Below are 20,324 nucleotides of genomic sequence, written 5' to 3'. Positions count from 1 at the left end.
ACATGTAAAAAGTGGCTGTTTAGTCACAAGATGTTACAATCCTGATTAGTTAGTTGGCTTAAGTGCCTTTCCATTACACTTTATTTATGAATTTCACTTTAAGTGGATTGTCTTTGTGATCTATATTCAGAAATTCAGAACTTTAAATAAAACGGGGAAACGATAAGAAAAAAACTTATAGCACACAATCACAAATTGCAGACTATTTAGAATAGCCACATTTTACAAAGTAAGTTGAAAATGCATTTTTACCTTTCCCATAATTTAAGGAATCATGAAACAAGGAGATGCAGGAAGTACATCGGCTTTATATGTCTGGAATGGATTTAGTGTATTCTGGGGCTCATCCTTTAATACAAGCCCTCACCAACATGATACACTTCAACTCACATTTGATATTGACAAAAGTTTTCTTGTTAAAGATGAAAAATCAGAGTGGGCACCCTATTCAGCCGCAATCATCAAAGCATCACACCCTCATCAATTGGATAGCAACGGAAGTTTACAATTGTTTTTCTATCTGGATAAAGACTCGGACTATACCAAGAGACTTACGGCAAAGTATCTCTGCAATGCCAACATTAGTGCCATAAATACTTCCAGTACCAGGACGTTGAGAAATGATTTTTTTAAGAGCTTAATTACCTCCAAAAATTGTGATCAACTATTTGAAAAATGTCACGCTATTCTAGAGGAGTTGGTAGAAATTGAACTCCCTAGAAAAAGGGATGATCGGATTGAGAAGGCCATCTCCTTTATCACAGAAGCAGCGGATAAAAATTTGAGAATAAAAACGGTAGCTGAGCACGTCTGCTTATCTGAAAGTCGATTAAGGCATATTTTCAAAGAGCAAGTGGGTCAACCAATTCAAAATTTCATTTTATGGATGAAGGTGGTAGACTCACTTAGCATGGTACTTAAAGGCAAAAAACTTACCGATGCAGCGTATTCCAATGGGTTTTGGGATATATCTCATATGAACAAATCTTATAAATCCCTGATTGGGGTTAACCCGGCAGACATAGTAAAGTATGAAGACAGCATCAAAATAGTTTCCTGTACTTCAAACAACAATTTTTTCTCTATCCGAACGGGCCTTATGGATAAGTTGGGAGATAAAAAACCACATAAATGGATTGAAATCGAAAAATGAAAGAATCATGAAAAACAACCTTACACATTTCGCCATCTATATTGAAAACATGGAACGAGCTGCAAAATTTTATGGCTCCATTTTCAATTGGGAGTTTTCGGACTATGGTGCCCCCGACTTCCTTCAAATTAAATTGAAAGAAGAGAAAGAGCCAAATCCCATTGGAGCTCTACAGCATTCCAAATATTCATTGATACCGGAGAAAGTCCGAGGTTTTGAATGTTCCATTGAAGTGAGTGATATTAATGAAACAGGAAAAGCAATACTTTCAGCCGGTGGCAAAATACTTATGCCCAAAACGGAAATTCCACATGTAGGTTGGATAATCAAGTTTCAAGACACAGAAGACAATATTGTATGTGTTGTTCAATATTCGTTTAGTTAATAATACTATTATGGAGCGTTTACCTTGGGTAGAAAGAAAATTTCAATTCAACATTCCTGAAGGATGGCTACCGAATATTATTTCTCGTCTTTCGGGAACGAGTGTAAGGTTAGTGGAGATGTCCTCCATCATCCGGGAGTCAGTAGCTGAGCAACGACTGCAAGGCAAATGGAGCATCAAGGAACATATAGGACATCTGGCAGACCTTGAAGACCTTCATATCGGCAGGATTGATGATTTTGAGAATCGAAAACCAACGCTTCGAGCAGCAGATATGAAAAATGTGAGAACCGAAGAAGCTAACCATAATGGTCTAGAAGTCACTGAACACATAAAGCGATTTAAGAAAAAGAGAGGCGAGTTTTTATCAAGACTTGAGTATATGTCCGATGAAACACAATCTTATCAATCGTTACATCCTCGATTAAATACGAAGATGAAACCTGTGGATTTAGCATTTTTTACTGCAGAGCACGATGATCATCATATAGCCTGGATAATGCATATACTAAATCACATTTAAGCAGCTCTCACCCTGCTCATACATTGTGTAATTCAAAAGTCATCAAAATCAAGAAGCAAGAAGTCGATATCAACCTAAACATTTCTGTAGATGTTGCCAACTCTAACAGGATTGGAATGTCCGCACATGCAAATTTCCAAGTAGGCAAAGTTGAAACGGACTTTTCGGTAGCACAGCTCGCCTACCTTTGTCGGATCTTTTATGATCTGGGCTATTTCACCAACAAGAACCAAACGGAAATGCTCAAGGTAGCAGCACACAATTTTAAGACATCAAATTCAGAAGAAATCTCACTTAAATCATTAAAGGCTAAGTATTACAGTGTTGACAATAGCACCAAAGAATCCGTAAAGAAACGGCTCCTGGAAATGCTGAATTATGTCAACAGGAAAGAAAAGTAAGGGTTACACAACGGTTATAAAATGGCTCCAAAATCATACTTTAGATTCACTAAAGTTATTTTTTATCTCATTGTTACCTGTTTGTTTCCTTTTCAATTGGAAAGCAGCCTCTTAGTATCGTCAATCGCTTGAAATAGGAAAAGATCGATCAGTTAAACAGAACGATTTCAATATTTTTTTTAACAAATTTCACTCTATTAAATACTTCATTTTCAATAGGTTGCTTCAAGGTTACACAACCCCTGTATCTGCCTTAGAACCAATGAAAAAGCCATATTTGTCATTCATTACGAATCACACGCTAGCGTTATTGGAAATCCTGTATGCAGGTAGAGCTCATTACCAGGGAAGACTTGGAAAAATTTAAGGAAGAGGTATTTGAGAGACTAACCTCATTGTTGGCCAACGGCCATTATAGTAAGAGATGGCTAAAATCTGAAGATGTACAGGACATGCTCGGCATCTCCCCTAGCACCCTCCAGAATCTTCGCCAATCCCGCAAAATCCCCTTCACCAGACTTGGCGGAGTGTACTACTACCCGGAACAAGGTATTATTGATGAATTAGAGAAGAATTTGAAGAAAGTTAGATGACATTTATTACATCCATTTTGACTCTTAAACTCCTAATAAGGCAATAGTTTCTTTTTCAAATTTGGCGTATGACCGAATACCCAGTTGATACATCTTTTCTAACTTTTTAATGTCTTTTTCGATCATATTTGTCCCATGTTCTGGTTCAGAAAACGTCTCATTTATTCTTACGATTTTTAATGATGGGAATAACAAATTAGCAATAACCTCAGTAGTGTTCGAACTCGCAACCAATATTCGACTCGCTATTTTGGCCATCTCAAATCGCTTCAAAAATTGCATTTTGCGACTCATCGGTTTTTCTACATAATTACCAACTCCTACACTCAAAACAGCAATATCTTTTAAATCAAAATTTAGAGCTTTGGTTGCGTCTATCATTGCAAATAGAGTCGGATTATTTGCTACAAACCCTCCATCCATGGCTTGGATAACTCCCTTATTTTTGGTGTGTAGTTCTCTAACTTTGAAAATCGGTGCAGCTGCACAAGATGCCATAACTGCTTCCGCAATCGTGAGTCCAAACCCAGGCTCAAATGAAGGCTTGACACCATGAGCCCTATCGACCTCATTTTTAAATATTAGTGGTTTTTGAGTGTCATAGTTTACTGCAACTATCCCAATACCTGTTTTGAAATAATTAAAATCACGATCCCCAAAAATGCTATTAGCATGCTCTAAAAGCTTTTCAGATTTACTCTTGGAAGTTCTGCATGACATTATTGATGGGATTAGTTCAAGGTACTTCTTCTTAATATCCTCAACAGAATACCCAAGTCCAATTAGTGACGCTATAATGGATCCGGTACTTGTGCCATAAATCAATTGAAAGTGTTCACATAGGTTACCTCCAACTGCCTTCTCAAGCTCAGATAAGACTCCAAGGGAATAAATTCCCTTCGAGCCTCCTCCATCAAGTGTCAGAATTTTAAAATCTTCCATCAGTTAATACCGTAGTAAGTTTCTGCCTTATCAAAGCTTTCAAACAAAGGTCTTACGTCATTCACTACATCATCAATGACATCCTTTAGTTCGGCTTTCAGTTTTATAAACTCTGACAGTGCCACTCCATCATTACAGAAAATTTTCCTAGTCGAATTAGCCACCTCCAGTCCATCTCTATAAGATATATCATTGATGATCTTTTCAAAATAGGAATGACAGTTATCTAGAAGCTGTAATGTCCTAGATTCTGAAACCAACAACGATGAGTCATCCATTCTATATACTAAGGAAGCAATATCATAGCTTGAAACTTTAATTTTATCATCTGCATCAGCCTTAAGGGTTTTAAGAAATCGAATCAGCTTCTTAGCGTTTCCGTTAACCTTACCATCCTTATAATTGATCCAATAAATGTGCATGAAGGGATAGTTCAAAATACGCTGAGCAGAATTATTCTTCTTATCCCAATCCAAAATCTTGACACCTCTATAATCTTCATCTTTAGTTTCAGAATATTTAACAGTATCATACCAATTACTTGAAATAATATCAATTGATCGATTCAATGAGCCTCCTGAGATGTTAAGGGCCTTGCTACCTGTATCATCAATGGTAGCCGCGCTATATACCGTATCAAGGATTTTGTAGATATGCTTCCGCATATTTTTCAAGTCCTCAATTGGATCTCCCTTATACGGGTAAGGAACTGGTAGAGGTGGTTGCATTGTAACGAAACCTTGATGGATCACCAATAAGTCAATATCACTATAGTTCTTGATATGAATATTATTAGGAACAGAACCTTGATAACGATACTCAACCTCCACACCCTTTTCCAGTAGGCCAAGACTTATATGTCCCTGAACCTTTTCACAGGCTTTATATGTATTATTCGTGTATTCCTTAGCAATAGGTTGCATCGACTCTAAAACATAGGTGATAGTATCACCATATAGGTTTTTATTAAAGCCTTCAGTAACACTAAATGCCTTTGTTATTATATCCTGTCGCCTAGCTTTGAGATTTTCTATTCGTTTCTTATAGTCTTTCATCTCTTAATTTTTTGATAAAGTTCCTATAACCATAAAAAACAATGTGAGGCTAGCAGCTATTCTTAAACCACCACTAAAGTTCTCAACTTGAGTGCTGTAAGATTTGCCATGTTGCAAATAATTCGCAAAATGCTCACAGTTGAATTTGAACAAATCGTATTTAGTTCCAAGCAACTCCTCGCCTCTTGTCAAAGCTGCACGTCTTTGATTGTCATTTCCTTTAAAATACTCAATCCTCTTAACCTCAAAAACTCGATCCACGAATCTTTGTAACTCAATTATCTGAACACCTATATTATCTTGGTTCTCAATGATCCAATGAACACCTTTATGGTCAACTCCCCAATAAATTGCATGATGCTGGATAAGTCTCCATCCGCTTCTTGGGGTGACAATGCGATCCCCAGGTCTTAAGTTGTACTTTTGTATGAATGCTTTCATCATCTAGCCTTTTATATTCCTTGGATCATTACCATAACTATTCTTCTCTCGAAACTTGTGATCTTTGCCCTGAATAATTAGTTCACCTTGACTTTTCTTTGCGAGATCCTTCCCAATCTCGATTGACTCTTTTTGAGTACCTGTAACAGCTGAAGCTCTCTGGCTTCCTTCTTTTTTCACCGCCCAGCCTCCTTGAGGTCTGGTAACGACATAGTAATCCTTCTTCGACATTTCTTCGAATTTTTAAATTGTTTATACTACGCCAGTCGTGGGAGGATTCTAGAATGTTTTGGTAAAATGAGAAAACCTTTTACCTTTGCAGCTCGTTAAAACAAACAACCTATAGCTCTCACGAGCTGACAAAATTTTACTTAGGCGAGTTCATACCTCGCCTTTTTTTGTGCCCCATCTTCATGCCAAAATCCCTTACTCTGACAAATTGGCTGAAAACAAAACTCGTTATTACAAACGAAACTTGATTATTAATAGTTTCGATCTACCGTAAAATTAATTAATATTTTATTTATTATTGGGTATATTTATATATAAATAATCGAATTACCGTAAAATCATGCTAATAAAGTTTTCTGTTGAAAATTACAAATCGATATACAATCGTTTAGATCTATCGTTTATTGCTGAGTCGTTAAAACAGCACGAGAATTCAAATCTCATTGTAACTGAATACCCGAAAACAAACCTTTTGAAATCCCTTGCATTATACGGTGCAAATGCCAGCGGTAAAACAAACCTAATAAAGGCATTAGATTTTATGAGAGAATATGTTTTGAATTCAGCACTCCAATATCAGCCCAACAGAGTTATTGATGTTGAACCATATAAACTACTTCTTAAATCTCAAAAGGAACCTAGTCATTTTGAAATAGATTTTATCGTCTTTGAAAATCGTTATCGCTATGGTTTTACAGTAAGTAGAAAAAAAATACATAGTGAATACCTGTTTACTGTTCTAAAAACCACTGAAAAACTTTTGTTTAACAGAATTGATAATGAGATAGAATTCGGCCAATCATTTTCAGAAGGGTATGGTAAAGAGTCGTTTGTAAAACCTGCTTCATTATTTCTTTCAACGCTAGCTCAATTAAATGGGACATTCTCTTCTCAGATAATTGAGTGGTTTAACAACCTAACAATCATTACTGATTATAACTACCCTTCATATACGGGTTATACTGCCCAACTAATTAAAGAGCAGCAGCACAGCGAGTTTATTCTAAAGGTATTCAAAGCTGTAGGCCTTGACTTTGAGGAGGTTGATGTTAAAACTGTTAATATTGATGATAATCTGATGCAATTCCTAAGTTTAGATTTGCGTGATTTAGTCAAAAAGAATCTTCCTCAACAATTACAAGTATTCACAAGACATAAAGTCTTTGATCTTAATGGCCAGGAAGTTGGATTCGTAGACTTTGATCTCAAGCAGGAATCGGCAGGAACGCAAAAATTCTTTGCAATTGCAGGACCAATAATAAATAGTCTTTTGAATGGATATCCAATTGTCATTGACGAAATGGATGCAAGGCTTCATTTTAAACTTGTTTTCTTTCTCGTTCAATTATTCAATAGTAAAAGATATAATCCATTTGGTGGTCAACTGGTTTTTAGTAACCACATGCTTGATCTCATGGATAGAGAATTATTAAGAAGAGATCAGATACTTATGGTCTCAAAAACCAAAACGGGTACTGAAATTACATCCATCCAAAAAGAAGGAGCTAGAAGTGATACCTCATTTAAACGTGACTATTTAAGTGGAGAATTCGGAGCACTACCAGATATTGAGCTAAATCAATTAGACCTTTTTGATAGATATTTCTAGATATCCCCTACTTCATAAAAAGACACTTATATGGCCACTAAATTCAAATGTAAATTAGAACCTTACACTAACGCACCTGAAAAATATATTTGGGAAGTCCGATCAATGCAATTCAAGGATTCTCGGAAATGGACAGGAAGAACATATTATTATTGCTATCCACCATATTATAAAATGAAAGCAGTCACCAACGTGACTAAGCAAATAATTCATTTTAGCTTCAATGATTGCTTGGTTCCAGATCACTTAAGAAGCGGTGGAAAAGGATTTTGTCATCAAATGGCACAAACATTCATTAGAGACAGTCTTTCACTAAATCTTAGATATAAGAGGAAGAATTTTAAAGTGGTATTCATTACACTTGAAGAAGAAGTTGAAATTAAAAAAGAGGATGAAAGATTTTATGCAGATTTAAAAGGAAAAATTTGCTCACCGAAATGGTTTATTGAAGAAGTTGGGTCTGATGATTTAATAATTGAAATCAACTTTTCTAGTAAAGCAAAGATTGGGAAGCAGGCTGCATATCGAAATACAAATAATGCCGCTATAGAAATCAACCTCAAAGACTGCTACAGTTTCAGAAATGAGAAATATTACTCAAATTATTCAGATGAGCAATTAGAAAAAGCCCAGCTGACACTTCAAAAGTTTATCCGCAATTCTAACTTTAATTGTAAGGTTCTTCATTTTCCAAGTCAGAAAAAAAAACGCTTTCAAGAAAGTGTAACAACCCGAAGAGCCAAAGAAGTTTATCTAAATCAATCAAAAAATTTAACCCCCTTAGTAGCAAATAATCGGAAGCCAAATGAAGAAGTAATAATAGAAAGGCCAACATTTCCTCCGACTCAAGAGATTTCAATTGAAAAGGTTAAAGAGAAACCTGATTCGCCCTTCAGAGCAATCATAAATAGACTCATAGGATTAATAAAGAGTAAAGTATGAACAAGGAATCGGAGTTATTTAAACTTTTAGAAATTCAATCACTGAACTCCTTAAATGAGGATGAAAGTTTAGACACTCTTTTAAATCTAATTGAATACTCGTTCGATCTACAAACAGATGTCGGGACGAAAAAGGCCATAGAATTATCCATAGACATTGAACCAAACAGTAAGTTTCCTACTAAAAGAACTTTATATCACTACTTTCTAAGCATAGCTTGGGGTGATATAAGATCGAAAAAAAGGCATACCTCTGATTGGGAATGGGATCATAAAGAATATGAGCAGGAGATAATACACCTTAGAAATGCACTCAAATATTTTAGTTCAGAAGGCCTTGATCAACCATTAACACGATTGTGTCAAATACATACCAACTTAGCGAATAGCATGGATTTCTGTGGTCGATTTGTCACGGCTTTTGAGAATTGGAACGCTGCGCTTGAGCTTGATAATAATTTTGGAATGGCTTTAGGGGCTAAAGGAAATAGTATGATTTATCATGGACTAAATAGTCTCTATGATAATGGTCATCAATCGATATACTTTGGGTTAGGATATCAGTACCTAAATCGATCGATAACATATCCTCTTGAAGTATATGTACTTCAGGATTATACAAAAAAGATTAAACACCTAGAGGTCAATTACCCTTGGGTTGTTGACTACCAGCCTAATCTAAGTGAAACATCAGAATCTAAATTAACAGATGAAGTTGAATACAGAGCGTGGTGCCTGGAAAATACTTTATTCCTAAATCCGCTCAACGATCTTGGTAAATATGCTATAGCAAATCATGATCCATTTGCATTACCTTCTATGATTGTCAATCAGGAAAAAGCTGGATCGTACCATAGTTTTTTTAATCAGATAAAGCAAGAGTATGTAAGCGCTAGACTCTTCCTGTATAAAGGAATAAATGACCCAAATATTCATTATGCTGATAATGGAGTCATGAAATATGATTTATTAGATTTATCAATACAATCAATTAAGTTAGAACAGGTTAAAATAGCTTATAGAATTGCATATTCAATATTTGATAAAATAAGCTATTTTCTCAATTACTACCTTGATCTTGCAATTGCAGATCAGAAAGTTAACTTTCGTACTATTTGGTTCGACAAGAAGGGAGAGCTGAGAGACTTATTTAAAAGAAAACCTAACCCGATGTTTCGAGCACTTTACTGGATCAGTAAGGATCTCTTTCACAACAATTCAAATTACAAAACGGCATTAGAACCTGAAGCTACTGAATTCTCTAAAGTGAGAAATCACATTGAGCATAAAGGCTTCAGGGTATATGATCAAGATGTTTTTAATGACTTAACACCTTCTATTTTTGAAGATAAATTATCGTATTCGATATCTTTTGAAGAATTCCTAAAAAAAACACTCAAGGTAGTCAAGACTGCTAGGGAGGCCATTATTTATCTTTCTCTAGGAATAAGATGGGAAGAAAGAGAACGAGGGGGTAATGATGGCTCGAGTCCTTCCATAAATATGAGGATCAAATAATAATCCGTTACCAAAACCCAACGCGCAGGTAAAGCGGTGCATCTGCGGTACTCGTCCGGTTCTGCGTTCCGTAAAACTGCAAATCATCTCACCGTAAATCGTTCCACAAGTAAAATGATAAAGTGATAGTTGGATATCAATAATTGCACTCTTAAAAAAGAGAGCAAAAGCGGTATCACACTATCATTTTACTTGCTCCACTATTTAGCCACCCTCAAGTCTATTTGCATTTTACTACACTTGCCCGGCCTGTGCTCCTCGCTGCGGCTGTTCCTATTTTTGTTTTAGTTGATAGAGCCTCCGGCAGGTAGGTCAAAACAAAAATCCACAGCCCGTGTTTTTGCTCGCCTGCGGGCTCAGTCAGACTGGATCAGCCCCACAACCTAACACACAACCAAAGCTGATCCACACTCCCAGTCACCCTGACCGCAAGCGTCACGGGTTCTTTCTGGCAGGCTTCCTTCGCACTCGCGAACGGCTCGCTGCGCAGTGGCTCCATACATTCTCAATTTGAAGGGGGATACGCTGTTTTAAGTGAGGTAGTAGGGGGATGCCTCTGCTCACGATACCGCCACTCTCCCAACGCTAGCTCAAGGCTGTTTTACCATTTCCCCTTGACATAATATTGAATAATCTTATTATTACAGTATGGAATCATGTGTTGGAAATGAGCGTAAACTTAAAATATGCTCCAAGTACTTTATCAAGCCAGTAATTCACTCAATGATCTTAAATGGTCAATCTAAGAATGGATGTTGTGGTGTATTGACTGATGAGTATTATGCATTTGCTTTCAAAGCAAAAAATTCCAAGGATCCAGACTTTGAATACTTCTATGTTGGTAAAAGTTGTGCTGATAGTTTCTTGAAATTAATCAAACATCCAGGACTATCTCTATTTAATCCACTTAAGTCTACTCAAGCTAAAGGAACCAGTTATGGAAACTGGAAAAATCCAAGTGTAAAGAAAGATGCACCGATTAATTTAGAGTTGATTCAAGCAGTTAATCTACTCTGTATTAGCTGGGGGACTATCCCCAAATCAGCCCTAGCAGACGTACTTGATTTTACAAGAAGTAGGATTGACATTCCGAATTACAGGGGAATTGAAATATTAAATCGAGTCATTTCCAAGGATACCCAAGTGAGAACATTGAAAGAAATGATTATTGAACTTGCTCAGAATAATGAGTTAAGGGAGTTCAGTTTTCCTCTTATTAATGCTTACATGAGCAATGTTAATGAACAGAATAATTTCGAATAAAAAATCCACCAAAAGTAAGTGGCTCCCCACCACCCTACACACCAATTAAAAAGCAATGCCAGCACAGGCCTACCCTGTGCCAAAGCCTTGCTTTTTACCCCCGCCACTTCTGATTGAAGCTTTCTTTTTTTTCTTTTTTTCTTTTAAAAGCAATTATATGGAAGGCTTTTTCAATCACATGAATCCATCGGTTATCACGAGTGTTCTCAGTAGAATGAATCAACATGAATTTGAGGAATGCTTGGAGTTTATCAAGAGCAAAGCACTAGAGTTATCTGAGGGAAATAAAAGGAGGATGTATGTTCGGTTGTTCGTATGGTGTCTGGCCCATCATGCGAAGACCTTTACAAAAAAAGAGCCCTCATTATTTTGAGGGCTCCTAACTAATTGTAAATAAATTGACCTACTTCTTTCGTGTCACCTGATCCAGATTCAGTTCATCATCATCCACAGTTGCTTGACTGATTGCAGACATCACTCCTCCTGCCACAGTCAAGTATCCTGCTACTTTCACCACAACAGCCGGAATGGCAATAGGTGAAGCCAGCAGAGTTCCCCCAGCTGCTGCCAGGATCAATCCAATATTCCGGGCAATCCGGAAAAATTTGGGTGTAGGCGCTTTCGCTCGCTCAATAATATTAAGATTGTTTTTTCTCATAATAATTAAAGGTTTCGTGTTCTAATCGATCAACTCTCCTATCCAGAAAGTCAATCCTTTGATGTATGAGATCATTCATCCCCTTGAATTCAGTTTTGATGATCTGAGTTGTATTCTTCACCTCAGTAACATCCTCTTTCACTTTCTTGAAGTCACTGATTAATTGCTTAAGAAAATAAGCAACCACCCCAACCAAAACGGAGAGAATGCCACTGGCGATTAATTCAAACTTTATGGTTTGCATGCTCGATACTTTTAATGGTTAAATAGACCTCCTCTCCTTTCTCCATCGCTGTTTGAAGCACAAACTTGAAGTTCTCATTGGCCTTCCTTGACTGTAGCCCCTTACCAGGACCTGTCAGGCTGCTTACTGGCGCAATACACCCTTTGAGCTCTTTCAAAGCATTGTTAGCAGGATGAAACAAGATAAAGGATCTGTTAGGCACATGGGCTAGCATATAGTGCAATCCCCTTTCCTCTGTGTGCCTGGTTTGAACAAGGTATCTTCCTTCAGGAATACATGAGACGTTCCGCTCATTGTCTTTCCACGGCAACTCAATGGTATGACATACCAGGTGATCACCATTCCATAAATTCCCATTGGTTCCATCGGGAAAATACCTTCTCACTAAGCTCAATTCCATAGATTAACTTTCATCTAGGGTTGCAGGAACTTCTCATTAGCCACAATAGCCAATGGGTTGTATGAGCCATTTTTCAATGGATACATATTGCCGTTGACATCCTGATAAAACTCAATCCCCAATACAAGGAAAAGATCAAGCGCAGAGTCAGCAGTAAATGCTGCATCCAAACTCAAACCTTGAACCGGATCCTGACCGAGCACGATCATCCCTGATTCCGCTCTCTCAAAAAGAAACGCTTCATTGATGAAATCAACTTCAGCCAAACCAGCCACCAGTTTCATATGAGTAGCTCCACCTGGAAATGCAATGGTATTAGCAGGAATGAAGTCATCAAAGCTGATACTTGAAGTACCGGCCGCTCGATCAAGATCAACTTCATATTGAGCATACAAAGTAGCCGCAAGTTTACCAGTCACATTGAAATCAAACCCTTTCAGCAAGGCTTGTTCACCTCCGGAAACAGTTCGTTCTCCCCTGTTACTGGTTGCATCAGTTTTGAGTACCCGCATCATTTCCTTAGTCAGGCGGCTGGCCACCTTACTGTCAGACGCATTTTGAATGAGCAGCCTCAAAGCTGTCCTCAATGTCTTACCGGCTTTGCCAGCTCGACCAAACTCAGACCCATTCTCACGGGTTCGTTGAAACGCAGGATCATTCTTGATCCTCTCGGCATCCACCCCGCCCTTTTCACGGGCCAGGTAGCCGTCTTTGCTTTTGTAGAAGGACACATCCCCGATGGTTCCTTCCAATTTGATAATTCCCTTTTGTCTTGCCATATCGCAATAAGTTTTGTTTCATACCAATTTGTGATGATGGCCTGACCTACCTTCCCGAAACTCAACAGGTTGGTAACACAGTGGGTCAATAAGTAGCAATAAATAGCACTAAGATGAAATGGTCAGTGCCTCAGAAATCTGGCCTGTGTACCGAAGCTGCATAGCATAGGCTGGGATAAAGTATAGATAGAGTATTAATACCAACTACTCAACTACATTGAATACAACAACTACAACCTAACTACATCAGGATTTTTCTAATCCATTGAACACTAATACTTTATTCTATTGTAGTTATGTAGTTAGAAGAATAAATCAATAAAGTGATCTAATCGGGGAAGGAACTAATCCGTTGATTATCAGCAAAAACAAAAAAGCCTCCCTGAGGAGGCTCAATATTCAAATGTCATAAAATGTAGTTACTACAAGTGAATACTAGCTCATGTTGTCAATATCTATTCTCGTGATAGAAGATGCTGGGATATTTAAACCAAATTGAATTCTAAGTACCTCAGTTACTAAGTGAATTCTAGTAGAGATTATATTGCGCTTAATCTGGTCTTGACCTATAATTATTCCTACTAATTTGAATTCAGGAACTGATTCAGTACTAATAAATTTAGGAATAAACCATACTCCGCAACCACTAATTCCTTCTGGATTGACTCCTTTTTTGACAATGCCAGATCCAAATTCCTTTATTTGTCTCTGTTTGTATTCGAGAATTAAGTTTGAATGAAATTCATGCTTTATTTTTTTGTAAACATCAGGCTGCGATTGTTTTGTAAGGAAAACGAATGGTCTAACCTTAATCTTCCTTTTAATTGGGTTAGCTTTCGACTTTTTCCATGGATACCCAACAATCAAATACTGTGGTTTTATCAAAGGGCTGTGATGCAAATCAATTTGATTCAATGACAAAAAATTATAGGTAGGAGTCAATGATTGCGCAACGTTTTCATCTAATTCCCAAATAGCAATATCCGTCTTGAAGGAAACAGAATCAAAGTAGGGATTAACATATTTAATATTTCCATTTAAAATATTGAAGGTATTGCCAACTAAAATTCCTAAATCTTCGGGATCACGACCTTCAATAACATGTCCGGCAGTTAATAAGAAATATCTTCTGTCAGCTGTAATTAAAACACCGCTTGCAATTGCTTGAACATCTATATTTTCATCTTGCCCTTTCTTTTTGAGGTATAGTTGTGGAGTATAATTAAATACTTCCCTCGAAATATTATTAACTATTGATTGTAAGTAATCTGTTGTATTAATGATCTTACCCATTGTATTTAATATAGAAAATTGATCTATCAATTACAATGAATTTCGGATCTCATCTTGAAGCCTTTGTTCATCCATCTCGGTTCGCTTAAACAAAGGATAAACATTCCTGGGCTGCCCATTGATTCGCTTGGAGATCTTCTTTCCAAACCCCATCCGGTCCATGGCCATAGCCAGTTTTTTGATTGACAACTTCATGCCTGAGAAGGCATTCATCTGAGTGAGAATCTCAGAAGGCATCAGGTATGAAGCGCGCTGATCAGTTGGCTCACAAGGCTCAAACAATCGCACCAACCACTCCTCTTCTGGAGTCGTTTGACGATAAAGGTTATTTACTTTATTAAGAACATCCATCTCCTCTCTATTAAACCAGTAAGGATACTTTTGGTTGAGGAGGTGCAGCGCCTGACTCCACACCATATCAATATTCACTTTAGCATCAAGTACAATATCTTGCACTTGAAAGACTAGATAACGCCTATTTTCTGTGTCTGTGAGGAATTGCGTGTTGTTTACGCTTCCCATGAAGCTACAAATCCTCGGACGCTTACGGGTGAATCTGTGCCAGGTCTTACGATTTGTAACATCAGAGGCCGTTATGATTGCCTTCATCGCATTGAAGTCCTTACCAAATATTGTTTCCAGTTGATCATCAATATTCATGAACCACTTTTCTGCAAGGTAGTTGGCTGTGGTTGTGTCAGTAAGTGAGGGGTTAATATGAGAACAGACCAGGAACTCCCCCATTCCTTTAGGACAGAGTTTATTGAGCCAGGTGGTCTTTCCTATTCCCTGACCACCGGCAAGTATCAGGCAGAGATGATTCGTTCCTCGGTTAATGGCGGTGGCCACACTGCCCACCAACCACTTTTCCAGATACGGCTTCCAAAGATCACTTACCTTGATGTCCTCCACACCATCTTCACTCACCACCACAGAATCTGCAAGCTGCTGGATGTGATCTTTGCCATCATATTTTGGGAGTGTCTTAAAATATTGCTTCAATGGATGGTGAGATCCCACCAGCTTAGAGTTAAGTATCTTGATCAGAAGTGTATCTGAAATCTTAAACCCATCAATCTGCAGATCAATCCAAATCGAATTGATCATTGCCTCGTCCAACACCTTAAAAAGCTCCTCCTCAAGGGATCGGTATTCTAGTTCTAGAGTGAGCTCGTTCCTCCGGAACTCGTACTGAAGATCGAGATAATCCTTAACCTCCAGTATCGTATGCTTTTTTGAAGGCTTATCACCCTTTTGGATTTCCTCATGCTCTAGCATACACACTCTTTGATTTTAAGATTTCCTCAATTTTCATTTGCCATCGATCCTTAGTGTACTTTCTAATGATTCTCCAGAAAGCATCTCTATCCTGTTCAGACATTCTCCAGACCAGCTTCATAATTGAATAAGGCAATTGCACCTCCCCATTTCTATGATGCTCCACAGCTTCATCAATCAGGTAGCTTTTTCCACGAACCATCCAGCTTTGAAAGTCCATGATTCCATGAATAATACACAGCGCCTCAAACTTTTCTTTGGTTTCTATAAGTTCCTGGTATTCCTCTGCTCCCTTTAAGGAGACTTCAATACCTAATTCCTCCATCTTTTGAAGCGTATCATTGACCTCATGATGGTAGTCAATCAGTGCTCGAATGATTGTGTTTTGCATCTTCAAGAATCGATCACTGACCTTGTCATGATCAGCCAGATATTGAAGGTTTTGCTGCAGCTTTTTAACGGCTGTCTCAAATCTCTGATTGGCTCTTTCCAGACTATCCATTTTAGTCCATATTCGGTGGAGGTCCCAACACTTCGAAAATAGTCTCTACTTGCTTCGGTGTGTAGAGCCTACCAATTCGTTCACCCACCTGGGCTTCAAATGGTTTAATCCAATTACTCATAACCTTCTTACTCACATTGTAGGAGCCGGCCAGCTGGTGTAAGGTCATTGGCCATATCTTTTGATTGTATTCGTTCATTTTGTTTAGCTATTCTTTTGGTTTCGAATTGTGATCTTAAAGAGAAAAAAGAGGCTTTTCAACCCACTCAAGGCAGGTAATCACCAAACTCAACTAAAGTTGATTGATCACTATTAAATTAAGATGAATGGTAACATTACCTTAACATTGAACCGTCAAATGGTATCAATTGATCCTATACTAATATATTCACCATTAAAAGCAATCAAACTTCACCTGACTCAGAGATTGAAAAGAGGTAAATAGCATCAGAATTTACCTAGCACTCTCCTGGATTTCATCAACAGTTTTGTTCCGGCCTTTCTCTACCCAAGCCAATAGCTCGGCCTTTTTGAAATAGAGTTTCTTTCCACGCTTGTAAAATGGGATTTGGTTCCTGCAAGTACGGCCATAGAGAGTGGCCACAGATTCATCAAGGAAGGCCGCAGCTTCCTTTACATTCAAGAGTTTGTCTTGCTCATCCTCTGAAGGCTCTACTCTCATTTCATGCCGATCAGTCAGAAGGTTTTCAATTCTTTCCAATCGTTCGCTTAATTCATTAAAAGGGTTTTCCATTTGCTAACTCATTTTGATTTCGTTAGCAATATTCGATTTAAGAACGAGTCAGATTCCAACTAGGATATGGTATGTTTCAATGAGCTGCAATAAACCTTATTAAGGGGCAATAATTGGCAATAAGGATATTTAAATTGGAGGTCAAAAATTACATATTGTCCAACTTCAAATATTGTCCCGATTTTTGACCTAAAATTAGCTCAAATCAAGCAAAAACAAAGAAAAATAGTTAAAAACAAGAACAAAATTGTACCCCAATTGTGCACCTTTACAGCTAACTTATTGATTAGAAATAAATTGCCATTGCTGTATCGGAAAGTGAGCTAATCATCAAATTGAATCTTCTTCAGGATATCATTCTTCCTCTTAATCATGTCCTGGTCTACTTTGTCCGTATCTTTTTCTTTATCAGAAAAGATGTACTTGTATTTTGCCTTGGTGATCTTGTAATCGTACTCTTCCGCCTTACCAAAAATGTCTATACCTGTTTTGAAAGGCAATGGAGACTCAAGGACTGAGATATGATAATTATAGGTCAGATCCAGATTCTGGATACCCCCCACTGCTACCTTATAGCGATCCATTGTAACCAATGATGGAAAAATCTCTAAGGTTCCGTTTTCCATAGCCATTTCTACAGCAAGTGTGTCCAGAATATTTCTTTCTCTGTTTTTGAATTTTAGCGTCTTTGCTAAATATTGGAAAGTCTCACCGTCAAGTAGTACTAAGTTTTGACCTTCCAATCGCGCCACAGCCTGCAGACTCGATTCATCCACACTCATGTGTTCCCCTATTTTTGCAGAACCCACCATTCCAATATTCAGAATTCCTTCAAAGTCTTTGGCCATTGGCAGAAGTGTATCCATAAATGGCATTACTTCCATCAGATTGACCACATTGATATCTGTGAGTTTGATGTCGAAGTTTGCTCTGGCCTTCTTTTCACTTCTCGCCACATATTTCGCATTGGTCCATAAGTCTGCTGCTTTTGTTTTCATTCGCAGGTTTTTCAATCGAATCATCTGATTTCTGATAATGACATTACCCCTCATGCCCCTTAGCACAAGATCGCCATATCGCACTTTTTTAAGATTCAATTTCAACTTAAAATCCAAATTATCCGGCACCACAAAAGTCTTCATGATCAAGGTATCGGAGGCAATGTCTAAGGTGTCAGATGCGAGTAATTGACCATTCTCCTCGATTTCAGCAGCTTTGTCGAGAATCCTCGTCAGCTGATTGATATTCACAAAGTCAGATGAAACATTTAGCTCTGCTTTGAGGGATTCCTGGTTAAAAATGGTCTTCTGAAGTTGGAAAATTTTACCTGATAGGTTGATGGAGGATTTCCCTATTTTGACCCGTGCACTATCAAGTGTAAGCTGCTTTGGTATAACACCTATGCTTGTATTTTCTATTGATATTTTTTGAGGAAATGCTGTCGTAAAAAGGTTCAATTTTTCAAATTGTAATTGGCCATTGATGGGCCATCGATCTTCGCGTTTCACGAACTTGAATTCGTAATTGAAGTTTCTCAATGCAGCATAGTTTGGTCCACTATCTACCCGAATCTTACTTCCTGAAAAAGCTGACTTAAAAACAGGGATCGCGGGATCATTTTTTGTTGATTTTAAAAACACATATCCTTTGAGCTTATTTCCAGTGAAGGTTAGCGTGTCACCAAGAGTAGCTGTCCCCTTTGCCAAGAATAGGTTGGCTCGTACAGGAGATATGGCAGTAGAATCTTCTAAAGGGGTGGTCTTTACATTTATCCGTATTTTTTTTGTTTCTATATCTGCCACATTTTGGATTTTCATATTCAAATCGGAAAAAACCATTTTGCAGCTCAATAATCTGGCATTCTCTTGTCCTAATTTGGTTGCGTTCTGCTCCTGACCAAACGTAAGCTTGGAGTCTGTGGAAACAAAAGTTATGCTATCATTCTTATAATTGAGATCAATATTGGCTAATGCAAAGCTTCCATATACACCGATTTTGCCATAATCATAGTTGACAATGTCTTCAAGAAAGAGATCAGTACCCAAATCAAACTCAGCTTTCCCTTTCGCTTTCAAATCTTCAATTGGAATCGTCGCTAGTAGATCTTCAAAAGACAACTTGCCTTTGCCTTGCAAAACCACATGTGGATTGGTCAATATCTGTGTAAATCTTCCGCTTAAATCAATAGAAAATCCATCACTAACCACTTTTAACTTGTCAAGATCTATAGATGATGACGCCTTATTCAAATAGTCTATGCGCGATCCGATCTTGGTTTCAAAAAGCTCTATTTTCTTGGGGAAATCTTTGTAGGATGCCTCCCCCCCGGTAATGGCCAGATCAAGGACTACCAGCGGAAAGTTATTCTCATCATACTTCCCATCGATACTTGCTGTTAAATCCACTTCCCCTTTCCCTTCAAACCCTTCCAGGTTCATGTATCTCAGCGGAATCAAATCAAGCGCCTCGATAATGTTGGATGTAAATAGTCGGTTCCTCAAATTCACAACAACAGATCCAGCTGAATCCAATTCAACCACTCCTTTGGACTCTACCTGCAGCTCGTGATCACTTACCAGCAAGTGTACCGTATCAATCACGATTCTGTTTTGCTCAAGATTTATCCTGTTTCTCGATGTAAGCGTGAGGGAGACTGGATTTACGATTGGTTGATCTTCAAGGGTTAGAGAAAGATTTTTTAGTCTCACTTCCAAATCACAATCCAGCTGATTTGCCGAGTAAAGCACGTCCCCAATGATATCAAAATCTTCGATATCAGCTTTGAAATAGGTAGTTAAATCTTCAAACCTTGCAGCCGCATTCCTTATTTGAATATTCTCAATAATGATGTCTTCCATGCTTGCCGATTGATCTTGAGGGTCTTCGGATTCACTTGCAACAGAGTCAGCAAAAATGGACCAGTTGAGATCCCCATTCTCATTGATTCCTGCAAAGACCATGGGTTCAGAAATGGTTAATTCATTGATGTGAATTTCCTCACCAGATAAAATGGACATTGGATATAGCAGGGCACTTATCGATTTAAATGATAATAGTGAATCACCCTGATGCGAAACTAGAAGTCCTTCCCCTATCTCTAATTTCAACTCCGGAAAGCTGGAAAAAAATGTTAATTCTACACGGCTTAAGTCCAACCGTCCCTCGATATATTCATTGGCTATCGAGACAGCCCTGGGAGTAAGTTTCTCTGGTGTGAAAATGAAGTTGATCAGAATTCCAATGGCAAGTGCCAAAACCAGGACAATAGAAATTAAAACGAGAAGTACTCTTTTAATGATTTTCTTAAACCTAACAGCCATTATCAATCTGGATTAAACAGAAGCTAAAATCTTCTATGAAG

General features: G+C 37.9%; 23 protein-coding genes. 9 read left to right on the top strand and 14 right to left on the bottom strand.

Annotated features, from left to right (window positions below; genetic code table 11):
- Positions 1-274 precede the first annotated feature (274 nt).
- The 5 genes from RLN88_RS11015 (at position 275) to RLN88_RS10995 (ending at position 3,055) form a co-directional block, all read left to right on the top strand.
- A complete protein-coding gene (locus RLN88_RS11015; protein ID WP_350221455.1) occupies positions 275-1,153 on the top strand; it encodes a helix-turn-helix domain-containing protein in 879 nt (292 codons plus the stop codon).
- A 7-nt stretch (positions 1,154-1,160) separates the two neighbouring features.
- Positions 1,161-1,538 (top strand): VOC family protein, encoded by a 378-nt coding sequence (locus tag RLN88_RS11010; protein WP_350221454.1) that lies wholly within the window; start codon positions 1,161-1,163, stop codon positions 1,536-1,538.
- Between the two features lie 10 nt (positions 1,539-1,548).
- On the top strand, positions 1,549-2,061 hold the full coding sequence (locus tag RLN88_RS11005) for a DinB family protein (RefSeq protein ID WP_350221453.1): 513 nt from the start codon (positions 1,549-1,551) through the stop codon (positions 2,059-2,061).
- Between the two features lie 23 nt (positions 2,062-2,084).
- Positions 2,085-2,462, top strand: a complete 378-nt coding sequence (locus RLN88_RS11000) for a hypothetical protein (RefSeq protein ID WP_350221452.1) — start codon at positions 2,085-2,087, stop codon at positions 2,460-2,462.
- Positions 2,463-2,785: 323 nt separating this feature from the next.
- Positions 2,786-3,055 (top strand): helix-turn-helix domain-containing protein, encoded by a 270-nt coding sequence (locus tag RLN88_RS10995; protein WP_350221451.1) that lies wholly within the window; start codon positions 2,786-2,788, stop codon positions 3,053-3,055.
- A 24-nt stretch (positions 3,056-3,079) separates the two neighbouring features.
- On the opposite strand, the gene RLN88_RS10990 is transcribed toward RLN88_RS10995, so the two are convergent.
- From RLN88_RS10990 to RLN88_RS10975, 4 genes are read right to left on the bottom strand one after another with little or no spacing between them, the layout of a single operon-like run.
- Positions 3,080-3,997, bottom strand: coding sequence for an anti-phage phospholipase (locus tag RLN88_RS10990; RefSeq protein WP_350221450.1), 918 nt, complete (start codon positions 3,995-3,997; stop codon positions 3,080-3,082).
- Complete coding sequence (locus RLN88_RS10985; RefSeq protein WP_350221449.1) at positions 3,997-5,052, bottom strand: nucleotidyltransferase-like protein; 1,056 nt, start codon at positions 5,050-5,052, stop codon at positions 3,997-3,999. The genes RLN88_RS10990 and RLN88_RS10985 overlap by 1 nt, the downstream gene beginning before the upstream one ends.
- Before the next feature lie 3 nt (positions 5,053-5,055).
- Positions 5,056-5,496 carry a lecithin retinol acyltransferase family protein gene (locus tag RLN88_RS10980; protein WP_350221448.1) on the bottom strand — a complete coding sequence of 147 codons (441 nt, stop codon included), beginning with the start codon at positions 5,494-5,496 and terminating at the stop codon, positions 5,056-5,058.
- Positions 5,497-5,724, bottom strand: a complete 228-nt coding sequence (locus RLN88_RS10975; RefSeq protein WP_350221447.1) for a DUF2188 domain-containing protein — start codon at positions 5,722-5,724, stop codon at positions 5,497-5,499.
- A 340-nt stretch (positions 5,725-6,064) separates the two neighbouring features.
- On the opposite strand from RLN88_RS10975, the gene RLN88_RS10970 reads away from it, so the two are divergent.
- From RLN88_RS10970 to RLN88_RS10955, 4 genes are all read left to right on the top strand, one after another.
- Complete coding sequence (locus RLN88_RS10970) at positions 6,065-7,333, top strand: AAA family ATPase (protein WP_350221446.1); 1,269 nt, start codon at positions 6,065-6,067, stop codon at positions 7,331-7,333.
- 174 nt (positions 7,334-7,507) lie between these two features.
- A complete protein-coding gene (locus RLN88_RS10965; RefSeq protein WP_350221445.1) occupies positions 7,508-8,275 on the top strand; it encodes a hypothetical protein in 768 nt (255 codons plus the stop codon).
- Positions 8,272-9,792: an LA2681 family HEPN domain-containing protein gene (locus RLN88_RS10960; RefSeq protein ID WP_350221444.1), complete on the top strand. Its 1,521-nt coding sequence runs from the start codon at positions 8,272-8,274 to the stop codon at positions 9,790-9,792. Before RLN88_RS10965 ends, RLN88_RS10960 begins: the two co-directional genes overlap by 4 nt.
- 648 nt (positions 9,793-10,440) lie before the next feature.
- Positions 10,441-11,055 carry a UCP028583 family protein gene (locus RLN88_RS10955; RefSeq protein ID WP_350221443.1) on the top strand — a complete coding sequence of 205 codons (615 nt, stop codon included), beginning with the start codon at positions 10,441-10,443 and terminating at the stop codon, positions 11,053-11,055.
- 403 nt (positions 11,056-11,458) lie between these two features.
- Here RLN88_RS10955 and RLN88_RS10950 read toward each other — a convergent pair whose 3' ends face one another.
- The 10 genes from RLN88_RS10950 to RLN88_RS10905 all read right to left on the bottom strand — a co-directional run bounded on the left by RLN88_RS10950 (position 11,459) and on the right by RLN88_RS10905 (position 20,283).
- Positions 11,459-11,713: a hypothetical protein gene (locus RLN88_RS10950; protein ID WP_350221442.1), complete on the bottom strand. Its 255-nt coding sequence runs from the start codon at positions 11,711-11,713 to the stop codon at positions 11,459-11,461.
- A complete protein-coding gene (locus RLN88_RS10945; RefSeq protein ID WP_350221441.1) occupies positions 11,694-11,957 on the bottom strand; it encodes a hypothetical protein in 264 nt (87 codons plus the stop codon). The genes RLN88_RS10950 and RLN88_RS10945 overlap by 20 nt, the downstream gene beginning before the upstream one ends.
- Positions 11,938-12,357, bottom strand: coding sequence for a DUF5675 family protein (locus tag RLN88_RS10940; protein WP_350221440.1), 420 nt, complete (start codon positions 12,355-12,357; stop codon positions 11,938-11,940). The genes RLN88_RS10945 and RLN88_RS10940 overlap by 20 nt, the downstream gene beginning before the upstream one ends.
- A gap of 14 nt (positions 12,358-12,371) precedes the next feature.
- Positions 12,372-13,136, bottom strand: a complete 765-nt coding sequence (locus RLN88_RS10935; protein WP_350221439.1) for a hypothetical protein — start codon at positions 13,134-13,136, stop codon at positions 12,372-12,374.
- 435 nt (positions 13,137-13,571) lie between these two features.
- The gene (locus tag RLN88_RS10930; RefSeq protein ID WP_350221438.1) at positions 13,572-14,429 is read right to left on the bottom strand and encodes a trypsin-like serine peptidase; all 858 of its coding nucleotides are present in this window, start codon (positions 14,427-14,429) and stop codon (positions 13,572-13,574) included.
- Positions 14,430-14,459: 30 nt separating this feature from the next.
- On the bottom strand, positions 14,460-15,707 hold the full coding sequence (locus RLN88_RS10925) for a VapE domain-containing protein (protein ID WP_350221437.1): 1,248 nt from the start codon (positions 15,705-15,707) through the stop codon (positions 14,460-14,462).
- Positions 15,694-16,209, bottom strand: coding sequence for a hypothetical protein (locus tag RLN88_RS10920; RefSeq protein WP_350221436.1), 516 nt, complete (start codon positions 16,207-16,209; stop codon positions 15,694-15,696). The genes RLN88_RS10925 and RLN88_RS10920 overlap by 14 nt, the downstream gene beginning before the upstream one ends.
- Before the next feature lies 1 nt (position 16,210).
- On the bottom strand, positions 16,211-16,408 hold the full coding sequence (locus tag RLN88_RS10915) for a hypothetical protein (protein WP_350221435.1): 198 nt from the start codon (positions 16,406-16,408) through the stop codon (positions 16,211-16,213).
- 255 nt (positions 16,409-16,663) lie between these two features.
- The gene (locus RLN88_RS10910) at positions 16,664-16,963 is read right to left on the bottom strand and encodes a helix-turn-helix domain-containing protein (RefSeq protein WP_350221434.1); all 300 of its coding nucleotides are present in this window, start codon (positions 16,961-16,963) and stop codon (positions 16,664-16,666) included.
- A gap of 323 nt (positions 16,964-17,286) precedes the next feature.
- Complete coding sequence (locus tag RLN88_RS10905) at positions 17,287-20,283, bottom strand: AsmA family protein (RefSeq protein WP_350221433.1); 2,997 nt, start codon at positions 20,281-20,283, stop codon at positions 17,287-17,289.
- Positions 20,284-20,324 lie beyond the last annotated feature (41 nt).

Origin of the sequence: Ekhidna sp. (assembly GCF_040223195.1) — a bacterium.
Taxonomy (GTDB): Bacteria; Bacteroidota; Bacteroidia; order Cytophagales; family Cyclobacteriaceae; genus Ekhidna.
The sequence above is the reverse complement of the archived record's forward strand: the minus strand, read 5'-3'. Positions and strand labels throughout refer to the sequence as shown.